This window comes from Amycolatopsis sp. NPDC051373 (assembly GCF_040689465.1).
Taxonomy (GTDB): Bacteria; Actinomycetota; Actinomycetes; order Mycobacteriales; family Pseudonocardiaceae; genus Amycolatopsis.
Genome location: NZ_JBFBAE010000008.1, coordinates 66,310 through 89,910 on the forward strand (window position 1 = coordinate 66,310; position 23,601 = coordinate 89,910).

General features: G+C 69.9%; 21 protein-coding genes and 1 pseudogene. 12 read left to right on the plus strand and 10 right to left on the minus strand.

Annotated elements, in window-relative coordinates:
* Positions 1 to 272: 272 nt before the first annotated feature.
* Both AB0383_RS16415 and AB0383_RS16420 read left to right on the plus strand, forming a co-directional pair.
* The gene (locus AB0383_RS16415; protein ID WP_366187692.1) at positions 273 to 1,352 is read left to right on the plus strand and encodes a radical SAM protein; all 1,080 of its coding nucleotides are present in this window, start codon (positions 273 to 275) and stop codon (positions 1,350 to 1,352) included.
* A 33-nt stretch (positions 1,353 to 1,385) separates the two neighbouring features.
* Positions 1,386 to 1,919, plus strand: a complete 534-nt coding sequence (locus AB0383_RS16420) for a CYTH domain-containing protein (protein ID WP_366187693.1) — start codon at positions 1,386 to 1,388, stop codon at positions 1,917 to 1,919.
* On the opposite strand, the gene AB0383_RS16425 is transcribed toward AB0383_RS16420, so the two are convergent.
* A complete protein-coding gene (locus AB0383_RS16425) occupies positions 1,916 to 2,038 on the minus strand; it encodes a hypothetical protein (protein ID WP_366187694.1) in 123 nt (40 codons plus the stop codon). The genes AB0383_RS16420 and AB0383_RS16425 overlap by 4 nt on opposite strands.
* Entirely contained in the window at positions 2,035 to 2,229 is a 195-nt protein-coding gene (locus tag AB0383_RS16430; protein WP_366187695.1) for a hypothetical protein, read from the minus strand. The genes AB0383_RS16425 and AB0383_RS16430 overlap by 4 nt, the downstream gene beginning before the upstream one ends.
* A 346-nt stretch (positions 2,230 to 2,575) precedes the next feature.
* On the opposite strand from AB0383_RS16430, the pseudogene AB0383_RS16435 reads away from it, so the two are divergent.
* The 4 genes and pseudogenes from AB0383_RS16435 to AB0383_RS16450 all read left to right on the plus strand — a co-directional run.
* Positions 2,576 to 3,046: pseudogene (locus tag AB0383_RS16435) on the plus strand (recombinase family protein); the annotation flags it as partial.
* A gap of 362 nt (positions 3,047 to 3,408) precedes the next feature.
* Positions 3,409 to 4,125 (plus strand): zinc ribbon domain-containing protein, encoded by a 717-nt coding sequence (locus AB0383_RS16440; protein WP_366187891.1) that lies wholly within the window; start codon positions 3,409 to 3,411, stop codon positions 4,123 to 4,125.
* Positions 4,126 to 4,766: 641 nt separating this feature from the next.
* Positions 4,767 to 5,150 (plus strand): DUF4234 domain-containing protein, encoded by a 384-nt coding sequence (locus AB0383_RS16445; protein WP_366187696.1) that lies wholly within the window; start codon positions 4,767 to 4,769, stop codon positions 5,148 to 5,150.
* A gap of 187 nt (positions 5,151 to 5,337) precedes the next feature.
* The gene (locus AB0383_RS16450; protein WP_366187697.1) at positions 5,338 to 5,637 is read left to right on the plus strand and encodes a hypothetical protein; all 300 of its coding nucleotides are present in this window, start codon (positions 5,338 to 5,340) and stop codon (positions 5,635 to 5,637) included.
* A gap of 387 nt (positions 5,638 to 6,024) precedes the next feature.
* On the opposite strand, the gene AB0383_RS16455 is transcribed toward AB0383_RS16450, so the two are convergent.
* The 8 genes from AB0383_RS16455 to AB0383_RS16490 form a co-directional block, all read right to left on the minus strand.
* A complete protein-coding gene (locus AB0383_RS16455; protein ID WP_366187698.1) occupies positions 6,025 to 7,500 on the minus strand; it encodes a site-specific integrase in 1,476 nt (491 codons plus the stop codon).
* A gap of 83 nt (positions 7,501 to 7,583) precedes the next feature.
* On the minus strand, positions 7,584 to 7,859 hold the full coding sequence (locus tag AB0383_RS16460) for a helix-turn-helix domain-containing protein (protein WP_366187699.1): 276 nt from the start codon (positions 7,857 to 7,859) through the stop codon (positions 7,584 to 7,586).
* Between the two features lie 136 nt (positions 7,860 to 7,995).
* A complete protein-coding gene (locus AB0383_RS16465; RefSeq protein ID WP_366187700.1) occupies positions 7,996 to 8,682 on the minus strand; it encodes a recombinase family protein in 687 nt (228 codons plus the stop codon).
* A gap of 111 nt (positions 8,683 to 8,793) precedes the next feature.
* Complete coding sequence (locus tag AB0383_RS16470; RefSeq protein WP_366187701.1) at positions 8,794 to 9,288, minus strand: hypothetical protein; 495 nt, start codon at positions 9,286 to 9,288, stop codon at positions 8,794 to 8,796.
* Entirely contained in the window at positions 9,236 to 9,442 is a 207-nt protein-coding gene (locus AB0383_RS16475) for a hypothetical protein (protein WP_366187702.1), read from the minus strand. The genes AB0383_RS16470 and AB0383_RS16475 overlap by 53 nt, the downstream gene beginning before the upstream one ends.
* Positions 9,443 to 9,655: 213 nt before the next feature.
* Positions 9,656 to 10,522, minus strand: a complete 867-nt coding sequence (locus AB0383_RS16480) for a DNA cytosine methyltransferase (RefSeq protein WP_366187703.1) — start codon at positions 10,520 to 10,522, stop codon at positions 9,656 to 9,658.
* Positions 10,523 to 10,663: 141 nt separating this feature from the next.
* Positions 10,664 to 11,809, minus strand: a complete 1,146-nt coding sequence (locus tag AB0383_RS16485; RefSeq protein ID WP_366187704.1) for a DNA methyltransferase — start codon at positions 11,807 to 11,809, stop codon at positions 10,664 to 10,666.
* Positions 11,810 to 11,877: 68 nt separating this feature from the next.
* Positions 11,878 to 12,966 (minus strand): hypothetical protein, encoded by a 1,089-nt coding sequence (locus AB0383_RS16490; protein WP_366187705.1) that lies wholly within the window; start codon positions 12,964 to 12,966, stop codon positions 11,878 to 11,880.
* Positions 12,967 to 13,507: 541 nt separating this feature from the next.
* On the opposite strand from AB0383_RS16490, the gene AB0383_RS16495 reads away from it, so the two are divergent.
* From AB0383_RS16495 to AB0383_RS16520, 6 genes are all read left to right on the plus strand, one after another.
* Positions 13,508 to 14,554, plus strand: a complete 1,047-nt coding sequence (locus AB0383_RS16495; protein ID WP_366187706.1) for a sigma-70 family RNA polymerase sigma factor — start codon at positions 13,508 to 13,510, stop codon at positions 14,552 to 14,554.
* A 251-nt stretch (positions 14,555 to 14,805) separates the two neighbouring features.
* Entirely contained in the window at positions 14,806 to 15,096 is a 291-nt protein-coding gene (locus tag AB0383_RS16500) for a pilin (protein WP_366187707.1), read from the plus strand.
* A gap of 531 nt (positions 15,097 to 15,627) precedes the next feature.
* Positions 15,628 to 17,532, plus strand: a complete 1,905-nt coding sequence (locus AB0383_RS16505; protein ID WP_366187708.1) for a hypothetical protein — start codon at positions 15,628 to 15,630, stop codon at positions 17,530 to 17,532.
* Positions 17,533 to 17,544: 12 nt separating this feature from the next.
* Positions 17,545 to 18,882: a PrgI family mobile element protein gene (locus AB0383_RS16510; protein WP_366187709.1), complete on the plus strand. Its 1,338-nt coding sequence runs from the start codon at positions 17,545 to 17,547 to the stop codon at positions 18,880 to 18,882.
* 6 nt (positions 18,883 to 18,888) lie between these two features.
* On the plus strand, positions 18,889 to 20,880 hold the full coding sequence (locus tag AB0383_RS16515) for a conjugal transfer protein TraC (protein ID WP_366187710.1): 1,992 nt from the start codon (positions 18,889 to 18,891) through the stop codon (positions 20,878 to 20,880).
* A gap of 63 nt (positions 20,881 to 20,943) precedes the next feature.
* Entirely contained in the window at positions 20,944 to 23,502 is a 2,559-nt protein-coding gene (locus AB0383_RS16520; protein WP_366187711.1) for a DUF87 domain-containing protein, read from the plus strand.
* Positions 23,503 to 23,601: the final 99 nt, after the last annotated feature.

Here is a 23,601-nt window from a genome sequence, read left to right on the forward strand (position 1 = left end):
GCTGACACCGACGTCTTGCCTGCCGTCGGCCCGGGCCTACCCGCGCGACGTCGGCGCGCGGCACGACCGGCGCTGGTTCGCCCCTACGTGGCTGCAAGGAAAAAGACGGCGCCACCGAGGTCCCAGACGTTGCCGCCCGACGTGTTGCAACGCGTCCTGGACGGCCTCCGGAACCTACCCGACCGCGCCCCCCGACCCTCCTCGTCCGCTGCCGCGCCGGAGTGGCCCGATACCGACCCAGATACCCCGCAACCGCATGAGGAGTAGCCGCTATGAGCTCATCCGAGGTGTCCGTGCACGTCAGCACGGACCGCACCCTGCGCGTGAAGATCATCGACGCCTGCGGCATGACCTGCGTGTTCTGCCACAACGAAGGCACACCGGTGGTCGCCGACAACGTCGGCCGTCAGGTCGGCACCTTCGAAGGCACCGGCGGCACAGGACGTGTCTCCATTTACACCGCCACCAACGGCGCGCGGTTCCTGCCCGCACCGATCCTGCCGGACAACAGCTTCCGGGAGGCACTGGTCGCGCTCCACGATGCCTTGGGCCTGGATGAGCTCCACCTCACCGGCGGCGAACCGACCCTGCACGCCGGCCTGCCACATCTGGTGGCCCTGGCGCGTTCCGCCGGGTTCTCCGTGCGGATGACCTCCAACGGCGAGCGCGGCAGCGAAATCCTTCCGCATTGCGCCCAGGCAGGCCTGGAGCGCATCAACTTCTCGATCTTCGGGACCACACCCGAGGAGCTCGCCGCAGTCCAGCACAACCGCTACCGCAACGTCGAACCCGCAGCCCGGAAGCTCACGGCACTCACCGACTCAATCAACGCCGCACTCGCAGCGGGCATCGGCGTCAACGCCAACATCGTGGTTCCCGACGAAAGCCACATCGCCCGCGTGCACCGCCTCCTCGACGAGTACTCACCACGCCTGTCCGTCCGATTACTCAACTCACTCGACCACGGGGAAGCGTCGATCCGCGCGATCAAGACAGCACTCGAGCAACGCGGCGCTGTCCCGGAAGCGCGCTACCTGACAGCCGGCGTCTCCGGCGCACGAACGGCGTACCGACTACCAAGCGGCCGGCGGGTGTTCTTCAAACAGATCCGCCGGGTCCGGCTACCGACGACGTGCACAGGCTGCCCCTTCAACAACGACACCGACTGCCAGGAGGGCTTCTACGGCGTACGGCTCTACCGCGACCGCGCCGGCCTCTACCAGGTCGGCGTCTGCATCCAACGCATGGGCCTGTGCCGGCCCCTCGATGAGTTCCTGCGATCCGACCTGCCCGAAGAAATCCGTGCGCTTCGCGCCCGCGAGGCCGCCGAGCTCGACGCAGCAGATCGCTAGGCTCCACACCACCACACCGAAGGAGACACGCCAGTGCCGATCGAGCACGAAGCCAAGATTCTCGACATCGACCCGCAGGCAACCGCGGCACTCATCCTGGAGAAGGGCGGCACGCAGGTCAGCGACACGCGGCTCATGCGCCGCCACGTCTACGACATCACGCCAGGAAACCAGTCGAAGTGGATCCGGCTACGTGATACCGGCAGCGAGACAACGCTGTGCGTCAAGGAGATCCGTAGCGACGCCATCGACGGCACCTACGAGGTCGAGGTCACCGTAAGCGACTTCACCAGCACCAACGAACTGCTCGGCCTGCTCGGCTTCACGCCCAAGTCGTACCAGGAGAACCGCCGCACCAGCTTCGAACTCGACGGCGTACAGCTTGAGATCGACGAGTGGCCGCGGATCCCGCCATACTTGGAGATCGAGGCCAGCTCGGCAACCGACGTCGTCCGGACAGCCGGCCTCCTCGGCTACACCGAGGAGCAACTGACAAGCGAGAACACGACGAAGGTCTACGGGCGCTACGAGATTGAACTAAGCACGATTGAGGTACTGAAGTTCTAGCAGGATATGGCAGTGCCCGGATTTCTTCCTTCGGTCTGGTGCACGTCGCCGAACCGGAGGGTGACGTGGCCGGCGCGCGTGACCGTCACGCAGTACAGGTTCGTCTCGACCGTCGTCATCTTTCCCCTCCTGCGGAATCGCAGCGAAGCCGGGTGACCGTCTTGCGCGGGGCCTCGACCCAGTAGGTCCTGGCCGCCAGGCCTTCGTCCAGCAGCCGGCTGGTGTCGGCCAACGCCTCGCCGAGGTCGAAGACCGCATGCATGATCTCGGTGAACTGCCGGGACGCGGCGCGGTCCTCACCGGTGACCATCATCCTTCCCCGCTGCGACGCCGCACCTCGCCACCGCACCGAGCCGACCGGCTCCGACAACCACATCCGAGTCCCTGCGCGCTAACCTCACGCTCCGCGCACTGTGAACTATCGAGCGAACGGAACGCTCGGAAGTCGCGCTTGCTCCGTGCTAGACCGGTACAACGCGGCAGTCCAGTGACGAGCACTGTGCCGAGGCACAACATCTGCGCCGAAATTGATGATTCTGTGCAAATGTCAGGGCGGTTTGTCCCAAAAGAGATACGGGCCTGGTCGCTTGCCGGTCGCGAGCGCATCCTGACACTGTGATTACCGCATCGTTCGCACGTGCTCGTGCAACTCTTCCATGAGTACGCCCGCTGACCCCTGGGCAGAACTCGACGCCCTGTGGGGGAACACCCGCACATCGGCCGAAACCCCGTCCGCCCACCGGTTTGCGTTCTACGGCAGATGCTCAACCGAAGACCAACAGGACCCCGCAACCTCACGCAGCTGGCAGCTGCGGAACGCGTGCAGGTTCGTGGAACCCCTCGGCGGCGAAGTGGTCGAGGAGTACTTCGACATCGGCGAGTCCCGGTCCGTCCCCTGGCACCGCCGCCCAGAAGCCAAACGGCTGCTCGAGGCACTCAAAGGTGCCTCACGCCAGTGGACGGCGGTCGTCGTCGGCGAAGGCACCCGGTGCTGGTTTGGTAACCAGTTCTCCCTCACCGCACCCCGCCTTGCCGCCTACAACGTCGAACTCTGGATTCCCGAGCTCGGCGGCAGCTACCAACCCCGCAACCCCTCCCACACCATGATGATGAGCCTCCTCGGCGGCATCAGCGAATCCGAACGGCAACACGTCCAAGCCCGCGTCCGCGCCGCCATGGACGCCCAAGTCATCAACGAAGGCCGCCACGAAGGCGGACGAGCACCCTACGGCTACATCGTCATCGACGGCGGGCCCCACCCCCACCCACGCAAAGCCGCCGACGGCCTCCACCTCCGCATCCTCCACATCGATGACGAAGCAGCCGCCGTGGTGCGCCGAATCTACGCCGAGTACCTCCAAGGCTTCGGCGACCACACCATCGCAACCGGCCTCAACCACGACCACATACCCTGCCCCTCAGCTCGCCACCCCGAGCAAACCCACACCGTCGCGGCGACGCCTGGCTGGCCAGCACCATCCGCTCGATCCTGCAGAACCCGCGCTACACCGGCTACGCATTCTTCGGCCGCTGGACCAAAACCGAGGTCCTTCTCGACCCCGATGACCCCTCCGCCGGCCACACCACCCGCTTCCGCCGAGCGTCACCCGACCACGTGGTTCGATCCCGGATGCAAGCTCACCACCCGATCGTGACCGTTCAACAGTTCACCCAGGTCCAGCTGCTCCGGCACACGAAGACCCTCGCCGGCCGCAGCAAAACCGAACGCAGCGGACACCCCACCCGCCATGCATACCTGTTCCAAGGGCTCATCAGATGCCGCACCTGCAACCGCAAGATGCAAAGCTCCACAACCGGTCCACACCACTACTACCGCTGCGTACCCCGCGACTCGTTCACGCAGGTGACGCATCCGCATTCAATCTCGGTCAGGGAAGACAAAGTGCAGAGAGCTGTCACCACGTGGCTAGAAGAACTCAACATCACTGCGGCAGCAAATACTGTGGGATGTGACGACCTCGCGACGGCGGCGATCAACCGTGACGACGACAACCTAGCCAAGTCGTACCATGACTTGCAGCTCGTAGTCGTTTACGATCACCGCACATCCACCTTGACGATGTCCCTCCAGCCGCAGGAAGCAGCCGATCCACCGCATAACCGAATACAGCTGTGGACACCAAGACCGCGCCGACAAGCGGCTTCCCCGCACCCAGCCACCAGATGCTACATCGAACCTCGCTGACAGTCAGAATGTCAGGTGTTCGAGCCCCCCAGCTCCACAATGACCAAACACCGCCTGAAGGCGGTTGAGTACGCTGTCGACTCGGCAAGCTTCGGATGACACGTGCTTAGGACAAGGACGCGAAGTGCTCACCGTTGCGCGCGGTCTTGTCGTCACGCATCCGCGTCGGCCTCGCGGTTGAGCACGTCTGTTTCCCCAGCACGCTTCGCCGGTGATCTCCCGGCGCTGTGTGAGTTGCGACTACTGGCGCGGCCACATCGATTCATGCGATTTGGCGGGACTGAGTCAACCGCCAGTGGGTGAGGCGACCAGCAGTACGGCGCAACGGTCCTCGGCGCGTGCCGTGCAGTGTTCTGAGCGTGCCCGAGGTGACGCGTTACCCACCAGCTGCGGGCCGTCAGCCACTGGGAGGTCACAGCCGAGATACGAACTCTGGCACGTCGTAACAACCGCGCTGAAGATCGCGACTCTGCGCGGGACAGGAGAGGAAGTACTGATCGATGAGCCAGCCCAACCCGTACTCGTCACACCCCCAGCCGCAGCAACAAGGGCAGCCCAATTTGCCGCAACTGCATGCAAACGCTCACGTTGTACCGGGCGTTGGGGGAACTGTGCCCCACTCGGTCGCGACAGGTCTCGCGATGAAGCAGAGGCACCCGGTGGCGGCATGGCTGCTGTGGCCGACGATCACGCTGGGGATCTACCACCTGGTCTGGTACTACAAGATCCACAAGGAGATGGCCGAGTTCGATCGTCGCCGGGCTGTCCCGGTCGCGGGCCCCATGCTGGTGCTGTTGTTCCTCGGCTGGACCGTCGTCGCTCCGATGGTCAGTTACTACAACTGCGGCAACCGGATCCGCAACGCCCAGCGCGCCGCCGGCCTGCCAGCCACCTGCTCGCCCGCGGCCGGCATGCTGCTCATGTTGGTCTGCGGCGTCGGCATCCTCTACTACCAGGTTGAGCTGAACAAGGTCGTCGCTGCCTACGGGGCGCCCGCGGGACAGCAGATCCAGCTTCGCGTCTGACACCCGCGGTGACAGGACGTGTAGCCCACTGACCTGTCTGATCGGATCTCGGCTCAAAGTGCGTGGCTACGCGGGCTCGACCCGCCGATGCCGCCCGCCGTCACCCCGATGCCGCTCGAGGCCACGTAGTACAGCAGCGGTCGGGTGTGAGATTAGGCAAGGAACGTGACGATTCAAGGAGATCGGTGTGGCCTCTGACGCGCTCGAAGGACCAGTCCCGGAATCGAGCGGACGGGGCCAGGCGGTCCTCGACCTGCTGGACAAGGCCATCGGCCTGCAGGCACCGCTGGTCCGCAAGAACATCGCCCGGGCCCGCCAGCGCAACCCGGAAGCGACACCGGCGGAGATCGTCCGCACCCTGGAGCGGATGTACGTCAGCGCCTTGGCGGCGGCGCACACCGGATGTACCTCACCTCCGAACCTGAGAACACCGCAGCTCACACAGCATGGGCCCAGCAGGGGTTCGTCGACATCCAAAATGATCTGACGATCGACGGCGTCTCGGTCATCTCTAACTTCAAGGGTCCCGGGAAACACCGCGCTGTCTACGAACTAAGGCTGTGAACTCCGCTAGCGCAACGATCCCGCCGATCCGGCCCCCGGTCGACCCCCAGGCCTGACTGCGCGACGCCGTGCGTTCATGAGGTAAGGCAGCTTTCAGTCCTGTGCGCACGTAGCCATCGAGGCAGCGATGTGCGCCAGTGTGCACGACCACAACCCCGTCATTCCGTGATGGTCTTTCCTCGCCTTGGCCAACGGGCACGGGGACACCGGATGACGCGGCACCGAGACGACCCGGGGCGCGTCAATCCACAATGGACAGACGCGCCCCGGCTTTGCTCGTTTTGGAGTATCCCGGTCCTGCGGTGTTGGGTCAGGAAGCGGTTTCGTCGAGACGTTGGTTGCGGGGCACGATGGCAGCGACGGCTTCGGCGGTCTTACTGGCGAGTTCCGGCAGGATGTGCGCGTAGGTGTCAGCGGTGATCGTGATGGTGGAGTGGCCGAGGAGTTCCTGTACCTCTTTCAGGCTTGCTCCGGCGGCGAGCATGAGAGTGGCGGCGCCGTGGCGCAGGTCGTGCAGGCGTACGGGCGGAAGCTCAGCGGCGTCGGCGATGGCGTGGAAGGCGTCGGTGAGCCTGGCCGGGTGCAGCGGCCTGCCGTCGCTCTCGGTGCACACCAGCTCGTGCTCGACCCACTCGGCGCCGGCCGCCGCACGCAGTTCTTTTTGGTGCGTCTTCTGCCGCCGCAGCACCAGGGTGGTGGCCTCGTCGAATGTGATGACGCGGCCGGAGGCTTCGCTTTTAGGTTCGCCGAACTCAGTCTTCCATCCCAGCTGGACGATCGCGGTGGAGATGGTGATCGTCCGGTTGAACAGGTCGATGTTCCACCACGGCAGGCCGCACGCTTCACCGCGCCGCAAACCCCGGTAGGCGATGATGTGGAACAGCGGATAGTAGGGGTGGCCCTCAGCCTGGTCGAGGAACCGGCCGATCTGCTCGGGTGTCCACACCATGACCCGCGAGGGCTTCTCCCCGGTGCGCTGCCAGCGCTCGGCTCGGCCCGGTGTCCACAGCAGAGCTTTCGGGCGGCGCCCGGAGGGCAGCTCGACGTAGGAGGCGGGGTTGTAGGTGATCTTCTGGGCGCGGATGGCGGCCTTGAGCGCGGCGCGCAGGGTGGCACGGTAGCGCTGCATAGTGGCCGCGTTTATGACTCGGAGACCGTGCACGCTCTTGCGGACGTCGGGATCGTCGCTCTCCTTGGCGGCGGTGATGGTGTCGTTGCGTTCGGCCATCGCGTCGAACATGCCGGCGATGTGATCGACGGTGAGCGCGTCGAGTCGGTAGTGGCCCAGGTGCGGGATCAGCCAGTTGGTGATGTGGAACTGGTAGCCGATCCGGGTTCCTTCCCGGATCTTCTTGCGCGAGGCGATCCAGCTGGTCAGCCATTCGCCGACCGTCGGAATGTCGCCGAGGCTCGCGTTGCCCTGGTCGAGTTGCTTGGCGACCGTCTCGGGAGCGGGCATCGGTTCGCCGGTGCGCAGTCGGTTCTCGATGAGGTCGCCGATCGTGGCGAGTGCGGTGTCGCCACGTCGTTCACCGAGCGCGACGAGAGCGGCGATCTTGTCCAGCTGGTCCAGCGCATCGGTTTGCGACGCGAATCCGTGCCGCCTGCGCGTACGGCGGGTCCGGTCGTGGTTCTTGGGAAGTTCGACTTGAAACGACCAGGTTCCGTGGTTGGAACTCCACATGCCGTTGGCGCGCTTGAGCTTCGGGCATTGTGTGCCGAGTTGCTTCTTGGTACCGGGTTGAGTGCACGTACAGCGTTTAAATGTGCTGCCTTTGGACGTCATCGCGGATTTTCCTTTCCCGCAATCCGTGGGTGTCGTGTTCGGACACGGGCCATGGACGCTCCGTTTCGCACAGAGGGGAAGCGTCAGGCATGAGGCTCTTTGTCCAGCCCGAGCAGCTCGATCACCCGTACGACGGGAATGCAGTAGCTACGGCCGACGCGAACCGCCGGCACCGGGAAGGTTCCAGTGCGGGCGAGTTTGTAGGCGGTGGTGCGGCCGATGCCGAGCATGCGGGCGGCCGTCATCAGGTCAATCGTCACGCCGAGTGTCGCGAGTTTCTCGCGCGACCACGCCGGCGGCGGCGCGGCCGTGGCTGTCGAGTCAGCTGTAGCAGGGCAGGGTCGGTCGAGGTCATGCACAGCAACCTCCTCGCGGTCAGGCGATGGCACGGTTTGGTGGTGGGCGCGGAGATCTCGTATGTGGGCGGAGCCTGCGATCAGCGCCCATCTGGCGCCGTCGGGGTCGCGGGCGCCGGAACGGCGCTCAGCGGTGCTGTCAGGTACCCGCGCGGCGCCCCGGTTGGCTGGCGGTGGTTCGCGGGGCCGGGGCGAGCAGGCGGTGCGGAACCTGCCGCACGCTGGTCGCGGGATCTTGGGCGGCCCAGAACAACGCCGGGGTGACCAGGGCGCGGTGTGCGGGCTGGTCGGAGAGCACCCATTGCTCGACGGGACGGAAGGCTCCGTTCTCGTCGCGGGTTCCGGTGGCCTGGTAGCCGGTGTACTTGATGGTGGTCAGGATCGCCGCGATTGCGGCTGGTGGCCACGAGGTGTGGGTCCCGGGCGGTGGGTAGCGGTCGTGGTCGGCATCGAGGCGGGCGGTGATGTGCTCGACCGACAGGCCGGTCACCGCGCGCCAGTAGAAGATGGCCTGCACCACCGGGGCGCGGAGCGGGTCCGGGGTGAGGCGGGTGCGAGGTGTGCCGCGGCGGCTGCGTGCTCCGGCCACGGTCATCGTGGTGTAGCCATAGGGCGGATGGTGGATGTTCCAGCCCGCACGGATCAGGACGGCGATCGCCTCGGCTGAGCGCCGTGTCACCGGATGCTGGACGAGCTGAACCTGCAGGGGCGCTTGGTTGGGAACAGTTCGGTTCGGTGGCTGTCGGTGCCGGACGCGGCGGCTGACCGCATGGACCCAGCGGCGCACCTGCGTCGTGAAGTGGCGGGCTCTGCTGTACGTGGGCATGACGAAGAGGCCCCTTCAACAAATCGGGCAGAGGAAGGTGGGCAGCGGGTGGGTGTGGCGCTCCGGGGCGGGGCGCCAGGGGGTGTCCTCACACCCCGGAGCGCCACAGGTTCAGCAGGGCGCGCGGGTTCCGCCGCGCCGATCGCGCGCGACGGTCGAGGTCCGGGCGGTCCCGGAGGGGCGGGTCGAGCCGCGATGCGCGGGTGCTGGTCGGTTCGTGCGGGCCGTCTTGTTCGGCGTGGTGCTGTCCGGCGGGTGGCGGAGTGGACGGTGCAGGTGGGTCAGGTCGTCGAGCAGGAGGCGTAGTGCGTGCGCGGCTTGCTGGGGCATGACCCCGTTGCCCAACGCGCGCAGTTGCGCGGTGCGCGGCAGGTCGAGATGGTCGGCGGTGGCCCAGCCTGGGGGCAAGCCCATGAGCCACTCCACGAACGGCGGCGCGAGCACGGGACGGCCGTGCCGGCCGGGCTGGGTCGGGTACGGGGCGGGGCGGCCGGTGATGAGCTCCCAACGGTGCACGGCCGCGGCGTACTCACCCCAGTCCACCGGCGCCGGTTCACCGCGTGCGGCGCGGCGGGCGCGAGGTGCGCGGGCGGTTGCCACGATCACTTACCTCCTTGTTCGCGCTGGTCGTCGGCGCGGGCGTGGTGACGGCGATGACGACCGAGGGCAGCATCAGGTCGCCCTTCGACCCGCGCTGCGCGGGGCAGCCCTTGGTCCCGTCGGTCGCCCGCGGGGTCGGCAGGAGCCGTAGAGCGTCCAAGAGACAGACCTCCTTGTCGTGACGCGGCGGAGATTCCGTTGGAAGAACCGTCGTGCGCGGTCGGTGTCGGCAGCAGCACCCCACGCACCCGGGGACAGACAGCTACGAATCCCCTGAGTTTGTGGTGCCGTGCACCACGTTCCGTCCGTCGGTGATGACGGCGTGTTGAGCGCGCGTGCGCGGTCGGGAAGAGACGGTCCGCCGTCGTGCGTGTCATGGGTGCTGTTCTTCGGGTCCGGGGCCGTCGGGGTCGGCAGCAGCCGCACCGAGTCGGTCAGCGCCACGCACCCCGCTGGGATCGGACGGCCCGGATTGCGCCCGGCCTCGATCGCCGCCAGCCGCGAGTCCGCCGCTGTCGGAGTCGGCGAGAACTGCGCCGGCCGGACTATCGAGTCGACCGCGTCGTTGAGGTTCACCTGATGCCCGCCCGCTCGCCTGCGTGCGGGATCGGCCGGGCCGCGTGGCTCGCCGTCGCGGGCCTGCGGGGTCGGCATCATCCGCATCCCGTCCCGACTGGGGGACGGCACACAGGAACACGCGCTCCCGCCGGTGGGCGGCGCCGATGTCGGCGGCTCGTAGGCAACGCCAGACCGCGTCATACCCCGCTTCGGCCAGCCCTGCGAGTACACGATCGAGGCCGCCGTTGCGCCAGCGGAGGGCGGCGACGTTCTCCACGACGACGAGGCGGGGTCCCAGGACGCGAATGGCGTCCAGGATGCTGCTCCACAGTCCACTGCGAGCGCCTTTCTCGATACCCGCGCGCCGACCGGCCGCGGAAATGTCCTGACACGGAAAGCCCGCTGTGAGCACCTCGACGGGCGCGACGGAGGCGAAGTCGACAGCGCGCAGATCGCCGAGGTTCGCCACTCCTGGCAGACGTGCCGCGAGGATCGCGGCGGCGTGCGGATCGACTTCGCAGTACCAGGCGATCCGGCCACCGAGCACGGCCGCGACCCCGAGGTCCAGACCGGCCAGCCCGGTGCACAGCGACCCGATCACCGGGCCCTCGGTCGCGACGAACCGCAGCTCGCGTGCAGCCGAGGCCCCATCCGTTCGGGAGGTGTCCTGCCTAGTGGGCATGGTGTGCCTCCCGCTCCGGGACTCGCCGGTCCGAGTCGTTGGTCGGCGGTGGGCAGCGGTGGCGCGTGACGGCGCGCCGGGCGGCGCCGGGACGCCGATAGCGGGCGTCCCAGCCGCAGTCCCGGCAGTGCACGAGGGTGCTCACGCCTGCCACCGCCCGCTACCCTCGGCCCCGCCTCCTGAAGCGACGTGACCGTCGCTCGGCGACGGCGGGAGCGAGGTGCCGCGGGGCACCAGGGGCTTGGACAGGACGACGACGTCCTCGTGCGAAATCAGATGCAGCGGCAAGCCCTGCTTGCGCTGTTTGCGGATGAAGTCGCGCTGGAAGAAGCTGCCGCGGGCGACCAGTTCGCGATCGGCGACCCGGGCCAGCAGCGCCACGCACCGCTCAACCGGCACCAGCCCTGCGACCTGGCCACAGGCGATGATCTGCGAGGGCAGGTCGATCAGTTCCGAGTGCTCGCGCCACGGGCGCACGGTGATCGCGACGTGCCCACCCGGGCGCAGGATCGCCGCGCAGCCGGTCAGGAGGCGGGTGAACCCCGCCAGCAACCGGTGGTGGCCGACATTGGCCAAATTGCCCCGATCCAGCGCGCTGCCATAGCGGTGGTGGTACTTGTGCACCTTCCCGTCCGGCGAGTCGGTGGCGGCGGTGACGACCTGCCCGTGCGTCGAGGGCCCGTACGGCGGTGAGGTGACCACCAGCGCGACCTGTCCCCGGTACTTCTCGGGCAGCAGGAACGGCAGCTGGCGGGCGTCGCCGTGCACGACCTCCGCCTCATGGTCGTGACCGCGTTGCCGGGCCAGGTCCAGGTTCGCCCGGGCCACCGTGACCCAGTGCGGCTCATACTCCACGCCAACCGCGCGGCGCCCGGCGTCGATCGCTTCCACCAGGGTGGTGCCGGAGCCGGCCATCGGGTCGAACACCAGCTCCCCGGGGCGGGTGTACGCGCGGATGGCGTGCGCGGCCACGGCCGGGAGCATCTTCGCCGGGTGCGCGGTCGACTCGGGCACGTAGCGGCCTTTGCGCTGCGCGGCCGGGGAGGTCTGCGCGGTCGCCCACACCGACAACGGCAGCTCGCCGGCATCGGCCACACCGGTCGCGGTGTCCGGGCCCGCCGGGTCGTGTCCGGTCGGGGTGTTCGGCTGCGCCGAGCTGGTGTCGCTGGTGGTGTCGAGGGCGTCGATGAACGCACGTGAGATCGGCACCGTCGGGTCGTCACATCCCTGGGCGGTCGAGGGAGTCGCGCCGGTGGTGTTCGGTACGGAGGGACGCAGGTCAGTCATCAGCGTGGTGCCTTTCGCAGGGGTGGGAGCGGCCGGTGAAGGCGCGAGCGGGCGCCGTGAGGACGGGGTCACTGGCCACCTCCGGCGCCCGGCGCGTCGCTGTGCGCGGCGGTCGCCGGACCGGTCCCGGAGGGCGGCGCGCTGGGGTCGGCCGGTTGCGCGAACGCGAGGACATCGCCGTGCGCGCGCAGGTGCGGGGCGGGCAGTCCGCGCACCGTCGCGCGGTGGCGGGCCCGGTCATACTCGGCGGCCACCGCTGCGCTCGGCGCGGCGCGCAATCGCCCCTTCGTCACGGGGGTGTGCAGCGTGACGACGTGCTGCAGGTAGAGCAGATCGGCGTGCTGGCAGGCGGCCACGATCGCCCCGGTCGGGTCGACCAACCCTCCCTGGCTCCAGTCACTGTGCGTATACACCGCGAGGATGCCGCCGTGGCGGAGCCGGTTCGCCGCCAGCAGCACGAGCCGGTCCAACGACACCGACTCGGCGGCGCGGGCGGGCAGGGAGACGAGCACCAGATCCGCGCCCTCGCCGGGCGCCGAGTCCGGCACCTCCGCGCCGTTGAGGGCACCGGTGCGAGCCGGGAGCGACGGCGCCCCGGCCAGCGCCGCGGACCGGTCGCTCGCGTCGGTGACGAGGTCGGCCCAGAACGGTCGTGACGACGCGGCGGAGCCGTCGGCGCAGGCGTCAAAGGTGTAGGTGTCGGCGGTGCGATCGAGTGCGCGCACCGCCGCCCGTGCCGCCGCCACGGACTCGGCACCGGTCGCCGTGGCGCCGTCGACGTCCGGGGTTGTGACTGTGCTCGGCGCGGGGCCGAGGTCGATCAGAACGACGTGCGCGCCCGGGTCGGTGAACGCCGTCGTGATGGCCTCCACGATCGGTACCGGCCATGGCGCGTGGGCGTCGATCGGGTCGGGTCCGCACGTCCACACCGTCGCCGGAGTCGGCACCGTCGACGAGGGCGTCGGGCGCCGCCGCGCCGGGGCCGGCGTGCCGTCAGGACGCGAGGTCGCACGGGTCCCGCCGGCGGCTGCCGTGGTGGTGCGAGTGCGGGCTCCGGGGTAGGGGGCGCGGTCGCCGCCGCGCCGGGTGCGCGGCGGGCGAGTCGAGTCTGTCCGGCGACCAGGACGGCCGTCCGGGGACTGCGCGCGCTGGGTCATGAGAAGCCTCCTGAAGCGTGTGCCACCGGTGTGTGCCCGGCGGTAGATGCGGTCACCGGCTAACTCCGGAAAAACGGCCTTTTGGAGACACTCACTCCCGGAAAAATTCAAGAAACTCGACATCCAAGGCAACGAACTACAGTTGTTCCTGGTCAGGATGAGTAAGAACCCCGGGAAATGGCCTCTCCCCTATCCTCTAGGGCCCCACGAGTGCCAGTTCAAGAAATTCTCTCGGTGACCTGGCGCGCGCATCACCGCATCCTGTCGATAACGAAATTCTTGTGAGGCGCCACACTCAAGCAACAGGCACTCCCCAGCGTGTCATCGCAGCTCAACGCTACTGAATCGGGCGCCTCAAGCGCCGCGAACGCGTCTCGTGGACCGTGCTCGCGAACTGCACGAATGGCACTCATCGCCGCATCCGAGGCGCCCTTTGAGGCGCTTGTGATGCGGTTTCGAGGCGCTTGTGAGCCGGTTTTGAGGCGCCCCGACTGGCTCTCTGGTGGCCGCACTGATTCCGTTTTTGTCAGGAGTGGTCGACATGGCTCTGTCGTTACCGGAAACCGATCCCAGGTCCGGCGTTTTCTCTCTGCGCCGCAGCGACGACTACGCCCGGGATGGCGGGGTGTTCGACTCCGCCGCCACGACCTTCCGCTGGCTGGTGACCGGCCCGCATCCTGTGTGCGTGGACGGTGCCGCCATCCTCGGGCTGCCCCCGCGCCCGGTGGCGCTGGACGAGCTCGGGGCGCTGCTGCTGACCGAGGACTGCGCCCAGGCGACTCGCGACGCGGCGTGGACCTATCTGATCACCAGGGCACGCGCGGAGGGCGGCACCTGGACCATGGCGTGCGTCGGCTTGGCGATGCCGGTGCTGCTGCCGGTCGCCGCGCAGCTGACCAACCGGTTCCGCGGTGACAAGCACGACATCCACGCCGCCGTGCTGACCGGGTTCCTCGACGGGCTCCGCGAGACCGCGCTGGACCGGCCGGCGATCCTCGTGCGCCTGCGGTGGGCGGCCTACCGCGCCGGCTACGCCGCGCTGCGCGAGGCCCTCGACGCCGCGCCGCCGACCGACGACATCGGTGTCCGCGCCACGCCACCACACCGCCCGGGCGGACACCCCGACCTTGTGCTCGTGACCGCCGTACGCGCGGGCGTCATCACGACCGACGACGCCGCGCTGATCTCGGCCACCCGCTTCGGGGAACTGTCGCTGACCGAGGCCGCACGCGCGCGCGGCCAGTCGTACAAGACCGCGCAGCAGGCCCGCCACCGCGCCGAGCAGCGCCTGGCCCGCTACCTCGCCGAGCCGGTTGACTCCCGCGCCGACGACGGCGCCACACCGGCACCGGGCACCAGCGGTCGCGCACACCCCAGCGACGCCCGGCACCCGGCGCTGCGGCTCTCCCCGACCCACCGACAGCGGCTACGCAACGTGACACGCGTGAGTCCGGAACTGGCGAAGAAATTCGTGCGCCCGCTGTCTCCGAACGACCCGAAATCCGGAGTTAGCGCACGCGGGACCCGGCTGCCCGCACTCCCGCGCCGCCGCTCGGCGCTCACTCAGGAGGCGCCCTCATGCGACTGACTCCCGTTCGCCACCGCCATCGCCCGCACCCGACGACCCCACGCCGCAGGGCCCCGCGCCGTCCCGGTTCCCTGGCCCCTGCCCCGCGAGTGCGACAAGCACCTGCCCGCTCCGCGGCCGCACGCACTCGCACCGGGAATCGCTGCGCGGGCACGCCCGGCACGCCGCTCCCGCCGGCACCGGCCCGGCCACGGCGAGGTGCGCACCGCCGCCGTGTCGCCCTGCTCCTCGGGTGGCTGGTCGCGGCCAGTGTGCTGCTGACGTCCTCGGCCGCGCGAGCGGACACCGTCCAGGTCGTCGCGCTCGCCCAGACCGTCGATCAGGTCCTCGACAACATCCGCACCTGGATCCTGGGGCTCCTCGCCGGCATCGCCCTCGTGCTGTTCACCGTCGCCGGCCTGCGCTACCTGCTGGCCTCCGGCGACCCCGGCGAAATCGAGAAAGCCAAAAGCGCTTTCAAAGCCGGATGCATCGGTTTCGCGCTCGCCGCGCTCGCCCCGCTCGTGGTCGAGATCCTCAAGGGCATCGTGGGCGGGGTGTGAGCGATGACCACCGCCGGCACCACACCCGCAGCCCGTCCACGCTGCCCGCTCCGCCCGCACCGGCACCGACCCGCGGTGCCGATCGTGCGTCCCGCCCGAGCCACCGATTTCGCCCCTGCCCGCGACGGGGCGGGCACTGAGGCTGGGCGCCACGAGCGGCCCACGTTCAGTCCGCCGACAGCACCTGTCCGGCGCCGTCGCGGCCGGGGGCGCTGGATGCCGCAGCGGCGGTGGGCACGCGCGCTCGCAGTCCTGGTGCCGCTGCTGGCGGCCGTCGCCGGCATCGCGCTGACTGCCTCGGCCGCGCCCGGCCCCACACCGGGGGCCGTGGCAGCGGCTGCACCGGTGGCCCCCGCGCAGCCGCCGGTACTGCCCCTTCCGCCGCAGCCCAGCTGTGGTCCGGGCTCGGTCGAACCCGCGTGCATGCTGCCCACCGGCACTCAGGCGCCTCCGCCCACGGGGTTGCCGAGCACCCCGATCGTGATACCGCCGTCGTCGCAGCCGCCGATGTCGTGTTTCCCGGGTGCGCTGATGCCCGAGTGCGGAGCGCTCGGCGGCAGCACTACGGCACCCCCGTCCTGCGACGGGCCGAACTGCATTCCGCAGCCGACCCCGATCGACCCGAACGCGCCCGGCCAACCCCAGGCACCGGGCTCGGACACCGGAGACACGACCGACGACTGCGGGATCACCGACCCGGTCGCGTGTGTCACCGAGGGCATCGACAGCTTTTTCCGGGGCGTGGTCACCGACGCGCTCAACCCGCTGCTGGACTTGCTGGGCCAGACCCTGCTGACCACTCCGGAACCGAGCTCGCTGCCCAGTATCGGGCAGCTGTGGACCGAATCGTGGCAGATCCTGCTCACGGTCTACGTGATCATCGTCCTGGTCGCCGGAATGATCGTCATGGGCTACGAAACCCTGCAGACCCGCTACACGATCAAGGAAATCGGGCCCCGGGTCGTGCTCGGGTTCCTCGCCGGAACCCTGTCGCTGTTCATCGCGACCAAAGCGATCCAGTTCGCCAATGCCCTCGCCGGGGCGGTGATGGGCTCCGGGATCAGCCCGCAAAACGCGGGCAAAGCGCTGACCGACATGGTGATGGGCAACCTCGGTGGCGGGGTGTGGCTGATCTTCATCGGCCTCGCTCTCGTGGTGATGATCATCATCCTGCTGATCACATTCATCGTGCGGCTGATGGTGACGATCCTGCTGATCGCCGCCGCGCCGATCGCGCTGATGTGCCACGCCCTGCCCCACACCGACGGCATCGCCCAAGCGTGGTGGAAAGCCTTCGGCGGAGTGCTGGCCATCCAGATCGGCCAGTCGCTCACGATGGTCGCGGCGCTGCGGATCTTCTTCGCCCCCGGCGGCTTCACCGTGTTCGGCCCGACCCTCAACGGCGTGATCAACCTGCTGCTGTGCCTCGCGCTGATGTTGGTCCTGATCAAGATTCCGCTCTGGTGCCTGCGCCCGATCACCGGTGGGCGCTCGATGCTCGGCTCGCTGGTGCGCGGCGCGATCGCTTACAAGACCATGGGCCTGCTCGGCCGCGGCTCCTCCCTGTTCAAGGGCAAGGGCGGTAAGGGTTCGGGACATGGCAGGCCGGGCGGGGGCCTGCCACCGGACCCGCCCGCCACGCGCTCGGGCCAGTTCATGCTCCCCATGCGCGTACGTCGGGTGCGCCCCGGACCGCCCCGGTCACCACGCCTGGGCGAGCTGCCGCCTACCGATCGGCTCGCGAACCGGCTGCCCGGGCCCGGGCAGATGTCGCTGTTCACCACCAGCGGCACCGGGGACACGAGCGAGGTCGCGGTGAACCCGCGTGCGCTGCCGCCGGACCCGCTGCCCGGGGCGCTGCCCCGTGAGCAGCTCGGGCTGCCGATCACCACCCGGCGCGACCCCGATCGGGTAGGGCGCCGCTCGCTGGCCGACGAGCTCGCCGAACGCCAACCCGGGATGCCGCCACCGGTAGCCCAGCCCGGGCTGCTGACCCCGGACGGGCGGATCAACCGCAACGCGCGCCCGCTCAGGCACCTGCCCCGCGCGCTGATCGCGCCCGGAACCGGGATGCTGCCGCTGCACCTGCGTCCCGCACCGCCGGGCACGCCTCGGCAGACGCTGGCCGACGACCTCGCCAACCCCGACCCGGCCGGCCCGCCGCAGCAGACCGGGCCCGGGCTGATCACCCCCTCGGGCCAGATCAACCGTGCCGCCCGCGCACCGCGGCGCCCCGCACGCGACGCCTACACCGGCAACCGAGCGCGGGCCTCGGGCCAGTACCCGCTGCCCCTCGAGGTGCCACGCCAACCCCCACCCCAGCCGCCTGCACCGGCCAGCGGTGCCGACACCCCGGCGCCGCCTCGACGGCGAGCCGGTACGCAACTGCCCCTGCCTCTGGACCTGCCCGGTCGCCGGGGCCCGACGAAGAAGTGAGGCCAGTTCGCCATGACTTCTCCCGTGCGTGTACCCGCCGACGTCGACCGCCCCGACCGGGTACTCGGACCGCTGACCGCCCGCCAACTCGCGATACTCGGCGCCGCCGGCCTGCTGCTCTACGGGCTCTATGCGCTCACCCGCGCCGTGGTGCCGCTGCCGGTGTTCCTCATCGTCGCCACCCCGCCCGGAGTCGCGGTCACCGTGCTGGCCCTCGGGCAGCGTGACGGGCTGCCCCTGGACCTCCTCGCGCTCGCCGCTGTGCGTCAGCACTTGTCGCCTCGGCATCGGGTCGCCGCTCCCGAGGGTGTGCGCGCGGCCCCGGCGTGGCTGACGGCCCAGCAGGCCGACACCCACGCTTGGGGGCGTAGGCGGTGCCAGGCCTCGGCGGAGCCGGTGTCCCCGGCGCCGCTGGAACTGCCGGCCAGCGGTGTCGCCGACACCGGCGCGCAGGCCGGGATCGTCGACCTCGGCACCGATGGGCTCGCGGTCATCGCCGTGTGCTCAACGGTCAACTTCTCGCTGCGCACGCCCGGAGAACAGGAGGCGCTTGTCGCGTCCTTCGCGCGCTACCTGCACAGCTTGACCGCGCCGGTGCAGATCCTGGTGCGAGCCGAGCGGCTCGATCTCGCGCCGCAGATTGCCGAACTGCGGGCGCGTGCCGGCGGGCTGCCGCACCCCGCTTTGGAGGCTGCCGCGCGCGACCACGCGGATTACCTCGCCGAGCTCACCGCGCACGCGGATCTGTTGCGCCGCCAGGTGCTGCTCGTCTTGCGCGAACCCCTGGGCAGCGGCCCAGCTCCCACCGCGTCGAGCGTGTTGCCGCGGCGGCGGCGCCACCGCGGCGGCGGTGAGCTGTCGGTGGATGACGGGGTGCGGCAGGCGGCCGAGCAACGGCTGGTGCGGCGCTTGGGCGAGGCCATCGAACTGCTGATTCCCGCCGGGATCGTGGCAACGCCGCTCGACGCCGCCGCCGCAACCGGGGTGCTGGCGGCGGCGTGCAACCCCGACACCTTTCTGCCGCCGTCGGCCGGACGGGCCGGCGCCGACGAGGTCGTCACCGCCACCACCACCTTCACCGACCTCTACGGCGCCGACTACCGCGACGACGATGCCGACCTCGCCACGGCATCGCGCCCGGTCCCGCCGGCGCACACGCCCGCCGCGCAGCCATCCCCTCGCCGGGCTCCGGCGACGCACTCCTCCCGTCCGCCGGCTCGCGGCCCCGAGCCCACGCACCTCGAGCCCGCACGCCCCCAGCCGGCCCGTCCCGGGCGCGCGCAGGCCTCGGGCCCGTGGCTGTCCGAGGACGAGGACTGGGACTACGACGACGAGATCGAAAGCAGGTAGACCTCGATGGCACGCACCAGAAACCACCACGCAGCGTCCCGGTCCGGGTCGGCGGGAGCGTTCACCCCGGACGCGTTGTCGGTCTCCGCCCGGCACCTGGAGGTCGGCAACGAGTTCGTCGCGTCCTTCGGCGTCACCGGCTACCCGCAAGAGGTCTACCCCGGTTGGCTCGCGCCCCTGCTGACCTACCCCGCCCGCCTGGACGTCTCGGTCCACGTCCAGCCCGTCGATCCGGCGACAGCAGCCAGCGGCCTGCGCAAGCAACGCGCCAAACTCGAATCGTCGCGGCGGCACAACGCCCGCCACGACCGGCTCGACGACCCGGACCTCGACGCCGCCGCCGAGGACGCCGCCGACCTCTCCCGACGCATCGCCCGCGGCGACGGGAAACTCTTCAAATTCGGCCTCTACCTCACCGTCCACGCCCCCGACGAAGATGCGCTCGCCGAGGAAGTCTCCGCGCTGCGGTCACTGTGCGCGTCGCTGCTGCTGGACGCCAAACCCGCGACCTACCGGGCACTGCAAGGCTGGGTGAGCACCCTGCCACTCGGACTCGACCCGCTCGGTCTGAAAAGGACGTTCGACACCGCCGCAGTGTCGGCCGCGTATCCCTTCACCTCACCGGATCTGCCCCCGACCGACCCGACCACCTCGACGCCCGCCGGGGTCCTCTACGGCTACAACGTCGGCTCCTCAGGGCTGGTGCACTGGGACCGGTTCGCCTGCGACAACTACAACTCCGTCGTCCTCGGCCGCTCCGGCGCGGGCAAGTCCTACTTCGTCAAGCTCGAGACCCTGCGCAGCCTCTACCGCACCCTCGGCGACACCGACAGCGACTGGACCGCTGGCGGGGTACAGGCGTTCGTCGTCGACCCCGAAGACGAGTACGCCCGCCTGGCCTCCCAGGTCGGCGGCACCTACGTCCACCTCGGCGCGAACGGGATCCGGCTCAACCCGTTCGACCTGCCCGTGCACACCGACGCCCGCGGACGCCGCACCGCCCCGCGCGACGCCCTCAAACGGCGCAGCCTGTTCCTGCACACCGTCCTGGCCGTCCTCTTCGGCGCCGAGGTCACCGCCGCCGAGCGAGCCGTGCTCGACACCGCGATCACCACGACCTACCACCGCGCGGGCATCACCGACGACGCCCGGACCTGGACCCGCCCGGCACCACTGCTGCGCGACCTGCGCGACGTCCTCGCCGCCTCCGGTGACGGCGGCGACGCGGTGGCCGCCGATCTTTCGGCGAGGTTGCATCCCTTCGTCGACGGGTCGTTCGCCGATCTCTTCGACGGGCCCACCACCGCCACCCCCGACGGGCACCTCGTCGTGTTCTCCCTGCGCGATCTCCCCGACGAGCTGCGCGCGATCGGCACCCTGCTCGTACTCGACGCCGTATGGCGCCGCGTCTCCAACCCCGCGGCCCGGCGGCCCCGGCTGGTCGTGGTCGACGAGGCGTGGCTATTGATGCAACAGCCCGAAGGCGCAAGGTTCCTGTTCCGCATGGCCAAGGCCGCCCGCAAACACTGGTGCGGCCTCACGGTCGCGACCCAGGACACCGCCGACGTGCTCAGCAGCGACCTGGGCAAAGCCATCGTGAGCAACGCCGCCACCCAGGTGCTGCTCCGCCAAGCGCCGCAAGCCATCGACGAGATCGCCGAAACCTTCGACCTCTCCGCCGGAGAACGCCAGTTCCTGCTCACGGCCGACCGCGGCCAAGGCCTGCTGTCCTCAGGAACCCAGCGCGTCGCGTTCCAATCGCTGGCCTCGCCCACGGAGCATTTCCTCGTCACCACCGACCCCGCCGAACTCGCGCGGCTCGCCGAAGAAGACCCACACGCCATCGACAGCGGCCTCGCCGACGCCTACGTCGACCTTGGGCCCGCCCCCTCCGGCGCCCCCGAGCCCGCTGCCATGCACGCCGCCACGGGTGCCGACGACGAGCTCGACAACGACACGTTCGGCGACGCCGGACAGGTCGACCTCGACCCCGCGTGACCCGTCCGCGCCGCTGTCACCTTTTCCTTGTCCCGCGCCCGTTTCCTGGAAGGGAGTTCCGTGATGCCTGTGCACGCCGCGGCACCGCCGACGGCACAGAACTGGGTAGGCGACTATCTGCGCGACCCCGGCGCCAGCACCGCGTACCTGCTCGCCGACCTGCGCGCCTGGACGCTGATATGGGGACCGGTTCTCATCCCGGCCCTCGCCGTGGCCGTGGCCGGTGGTGTGGCGGCGCGGCGTTGGTGGCGCGCGCGCCGCCACGCTGCGCTGCTGGCCGATGCTCGCCGGATCACCGTGCTCGCCCCGCCCACCGTGGATCCCGCCGGCGGTGCCGCGCTCTGGTCCAACCTCGTCGGCCTCCTGCGCCCCCGGTTGCGGCGATGGTGGGCCGGCCAGCCGCATCTGGCGATGGAGTACGTGTTCGGCGAGCACGGCGTCACCGTGCAGTTCTGGGTCCCCGGCGTCATCCCGCCCTCGCTGGTGGAACGGGCGATCGAAGCTGCCTGGCCCGGCTCCCACACCCGCACCAGCCCCGCCGGCTCCCCCTTCCCCGACCGGGAGACCGGGCACCGGCGGATCACCGTCGGCGGGCAGCTGCGCCTCGCCCGCCCCGAGGCGCTGCCGATCCGCACGAGCTTCGACGCCGACCCGATCCGAGGTCTCCTGGGCGCCCCGGTCGGGCTCGGCCGGGACGAACGCGCCTGCGTGCAGATCCTCGCCCGCCCGGTCACCGGCCGCCGCGTCGCCCGGGCCCGCCGCGCCGCCCGCCGGGTGCACCACGGCTCCTCCGGTCGCCTCGGTGGGCGGCTCCTCGACGCGGTCACACCGGGTGCGAACGCCACCCGCTCAGGCCGGACCCCGGACTCGCGGCGGATCAGCCAAGACCCCCGACTGTCGCTGGAATATTCCGCCCAGAACAAGGCGATCGTGGGCAAACAGCGCGGTGCGCAATACGAGACCGTCGTGCGCTACGCCGTGGCCGCCGACCTGCCCGCCGACGCCGCCGACGAGCCGACCGGCCGAGCCCGTGACACTGCACGTGGGCGGGCCCACGCGCTCGCCTCCGCGTTCGCCGCCTACACCGACCACAACCACTACACCCGCACCCGCCTGCGCCGCCCCGCCCACGCGCTCGCCGAAAGACGCCTCGAACGCGGGGACCTGCTCTCGGTGCCCGAGCTGGCCGTGCTCGCGCACCTGCCCACCGACGCCGAGATCCCCGGCGTCGAACGCGCCGGCGCCAAGGCCGTCGCCCCGCCACCGGGAGTCGCGACTCCCGGGCCGGAGGTGACACCGCTGGGACGCTCCGACACCGGCCACGCCCGGCCGATCGGCCTGCGCATCGCGGACGCGCGCTATCACACGCACGTGGTCGGAGCGACCGGCTCGGGAAAGTCAACCCTGCTGGGCAACATCATCCTCGACGACGCGGACAACAACCGCGGCGTCGTCCTGATCGACCCGAAAGGCGACCTGGTCACCGACGTCCTCAACCGGCTCCCGCGCTCAGCCGCCGAGCGGGTGGTGCTCTTCGACGCCGACTCCCGCCACCGCCCGCCCGTGCTCAATCCGTTGGAGGGCGGGGAAACCGATCGGGAAGTCGACAACCTCGTCTCCGTCTTCCGCAGGGTCTACTCGGCGTTCTGGGGTCCGCGCACCGACGACCTCATGCGCGCCGCCTGCCTGACACTGCGGGCGCAAGAGGGCGTGCCGACCCTGGCCGACCTGCCGAAACTGCTTGTCAGCGAGGCATTCCGGTCCCGCATCACCACCGGGCTGACCGATCCTGTGCTGCGCGGATTCTGGGAGTGGTACGACGACCTCACCGACAGCTCCCGCTCCCAGGTCATCTCGCCCCTGATGAACAAGCTACGAGCATTTCTGCTGCGGCCCTTCGTGAAAGAAGCCATCGCCGGCGGGCGATCCACCGTGGACATGTCGCAGGTCCTCGACGAGGGCGGCATCTGCCTGGTCCGCATCCCCAAAGGCTCCCTCGGGGAGGAAACCACGCGGCTGGTCGGGTCACTGGTCGTGGCCCGCACCTGGCAGGCCACCACCGCCCGCGCCCGCGTCCCACAGCGCCTGCGCCCCGACGCGCACACCGTGATCGACGAATGCCACAACTTCCTCAATCTTCCCTACCCCATGGAAGACATGCTGGCCGAGTCACGAGCGTTCCGGAACGGGTTCATCCTGGCCCACCAGCATCTCGGCCAGCTCTCGAGAGAACTGAAGGAAGGCCTCTCCACCAACGCCCGCAACAAGATCATCTACTCGGCCTCCCCGGAGGACGCCCGCGAACTAGCCCGCCACACCGCACCCAGATTGTCCGAACACGACCTGTCGCACCTGGACGCCTACCACGCGGCCACACGGCTGGTCGTGCACGGCCAGGAGACCGAACCCTTCACCATGATCACCGCTGCCCTACCTGACCCGATTCCCGGACGGGCACGCGAAATCCGTGCCGTGCTCCGCGCCCGGCGCCGCGCGCACAGCGCCGCGGCCGGCGACAACGCCTCGACAACTCGCGACACCGCCACCCGGCCCGCGACGGCCGGGCGCCGGGTTCCACCGACCCGACCACCCAGGACCGATCCTCGTCGCGCCCGTCCCTGAATTCCGTCGCGTCACAAGGAACGGCCACCAGCCACTCGGTTCCCGGGGGCCCGAGGCCGAGTCTTGCCCACAGCACGTGTCCACAGCCTGTTGACACCT

What these genes read in the sequence shown, in the direction of transcription:
- AB0383_RS16415 (WP_366187692.1), top strand. Translation starts at nt 273, where the DNA reads ATGAGCTCATCCGAGGTGTCCGTGCACGTCAGCACGGACCGCACCCTG.
- AB0383_RS16425 (WP_366187694.1), bottom strand. Translation starts at nt 2,038, where the DNA reads ATGACGACGGTCGAGACGAACCTGTACTGCGTGACGGTCACGCGCGCC.
- AB0383_RS16430 (WP_366187695.1), bottom strand. Translation starts at nt 2,229, where the DNA reads ATGGTCACCGGTGAGGACCGCGCCGCGTCCCGGCAGTTCACCGAGATC.
- AB0383_RS16445 (WP_366187696.1), top strand. Translation starts at nt 4,767, where the DNA reads ATGAAGCAGAGGCACCCGGTGGCGGCATGGCTGCTGTGGCCGACGATC.
- AB0383_RS16455 (WP_366187698.1), bottom strand. Translation starts at nt 7,500, where the DNA reads ATGACGTCCAAAGGCAGCACATTTAAACGCTGTACGTGCACTCAACCC.
- AB0383_RS16465 (WP_366187700.1), bottom strand. Translation starts at nt 8,682, where the DNA reads ATGCCCACGTACAGCAGAGCCCGCCACTTCACGACGCAGGTGCGCCGC.
- AB0383_RS16480 (WP_366187703.1), bottom strand. Translation starts at nt 10,522, where the DNA reads ATGCCCACTAGGCAGGACACCTCCCGAACGGATGGGGCCTCGGCTGCA.
- AB0383_RS16485 (WP_366187704.1), bottom strand. Translation starts at nt 11,809, where the DNA reads ATGACTGACCTGCGTCCCTCCGTACCGAACACCACCGGCGCGACTCCC.
- AB0383_RS16490 (WP_366187705.1), bottom strand. Translation starts at nt 12,966, where the DNA reads ATGACCCAGCGCGCGCAGTCCCCGGACGGCCGTCCTGGTCGCCGGACA.
- AB0383_RS16495 (WP_366187706.1), top strand. Translation starts at nt 13,508, where the DNA reads ATGGCTCTGTCGTTACCGGAAACCGATCCCAGGTCCGGCGTTTTCTCT.
- AB0383_RS16505 (WP_366187708.1), top strand. Translation starts at nt 15,628, where the DNA reads ATGCCCGAGTGCGGAGCGCTCGGCGGCAGCACTACGGCACCCCCGTCC.
- AB0383_RS16510 (WP_366187709.1), top strand. Translation starts at nt 17,545, where the DNA reads ATGACTTCTCCCGTGCGTGTACCCGCCGACGTCGACCGCCCCGACCGG.
- AB0383_RS16515 (WP_366187710.1), top strand. Translation starts at nt 18,889, where the DNA reads ATGGCACGCACCAGAAACCACCACGCAGCGTCCCGGTCCGGGTCGGCG.
- AB0383_RS16520 (WP_366187711.1), top strand. Translation starts at nt 20,944, where the DNA reads ATGCCTGTGCACGCCGCGGCACCGCCGACGGCACAGAACTGGGTAGGC.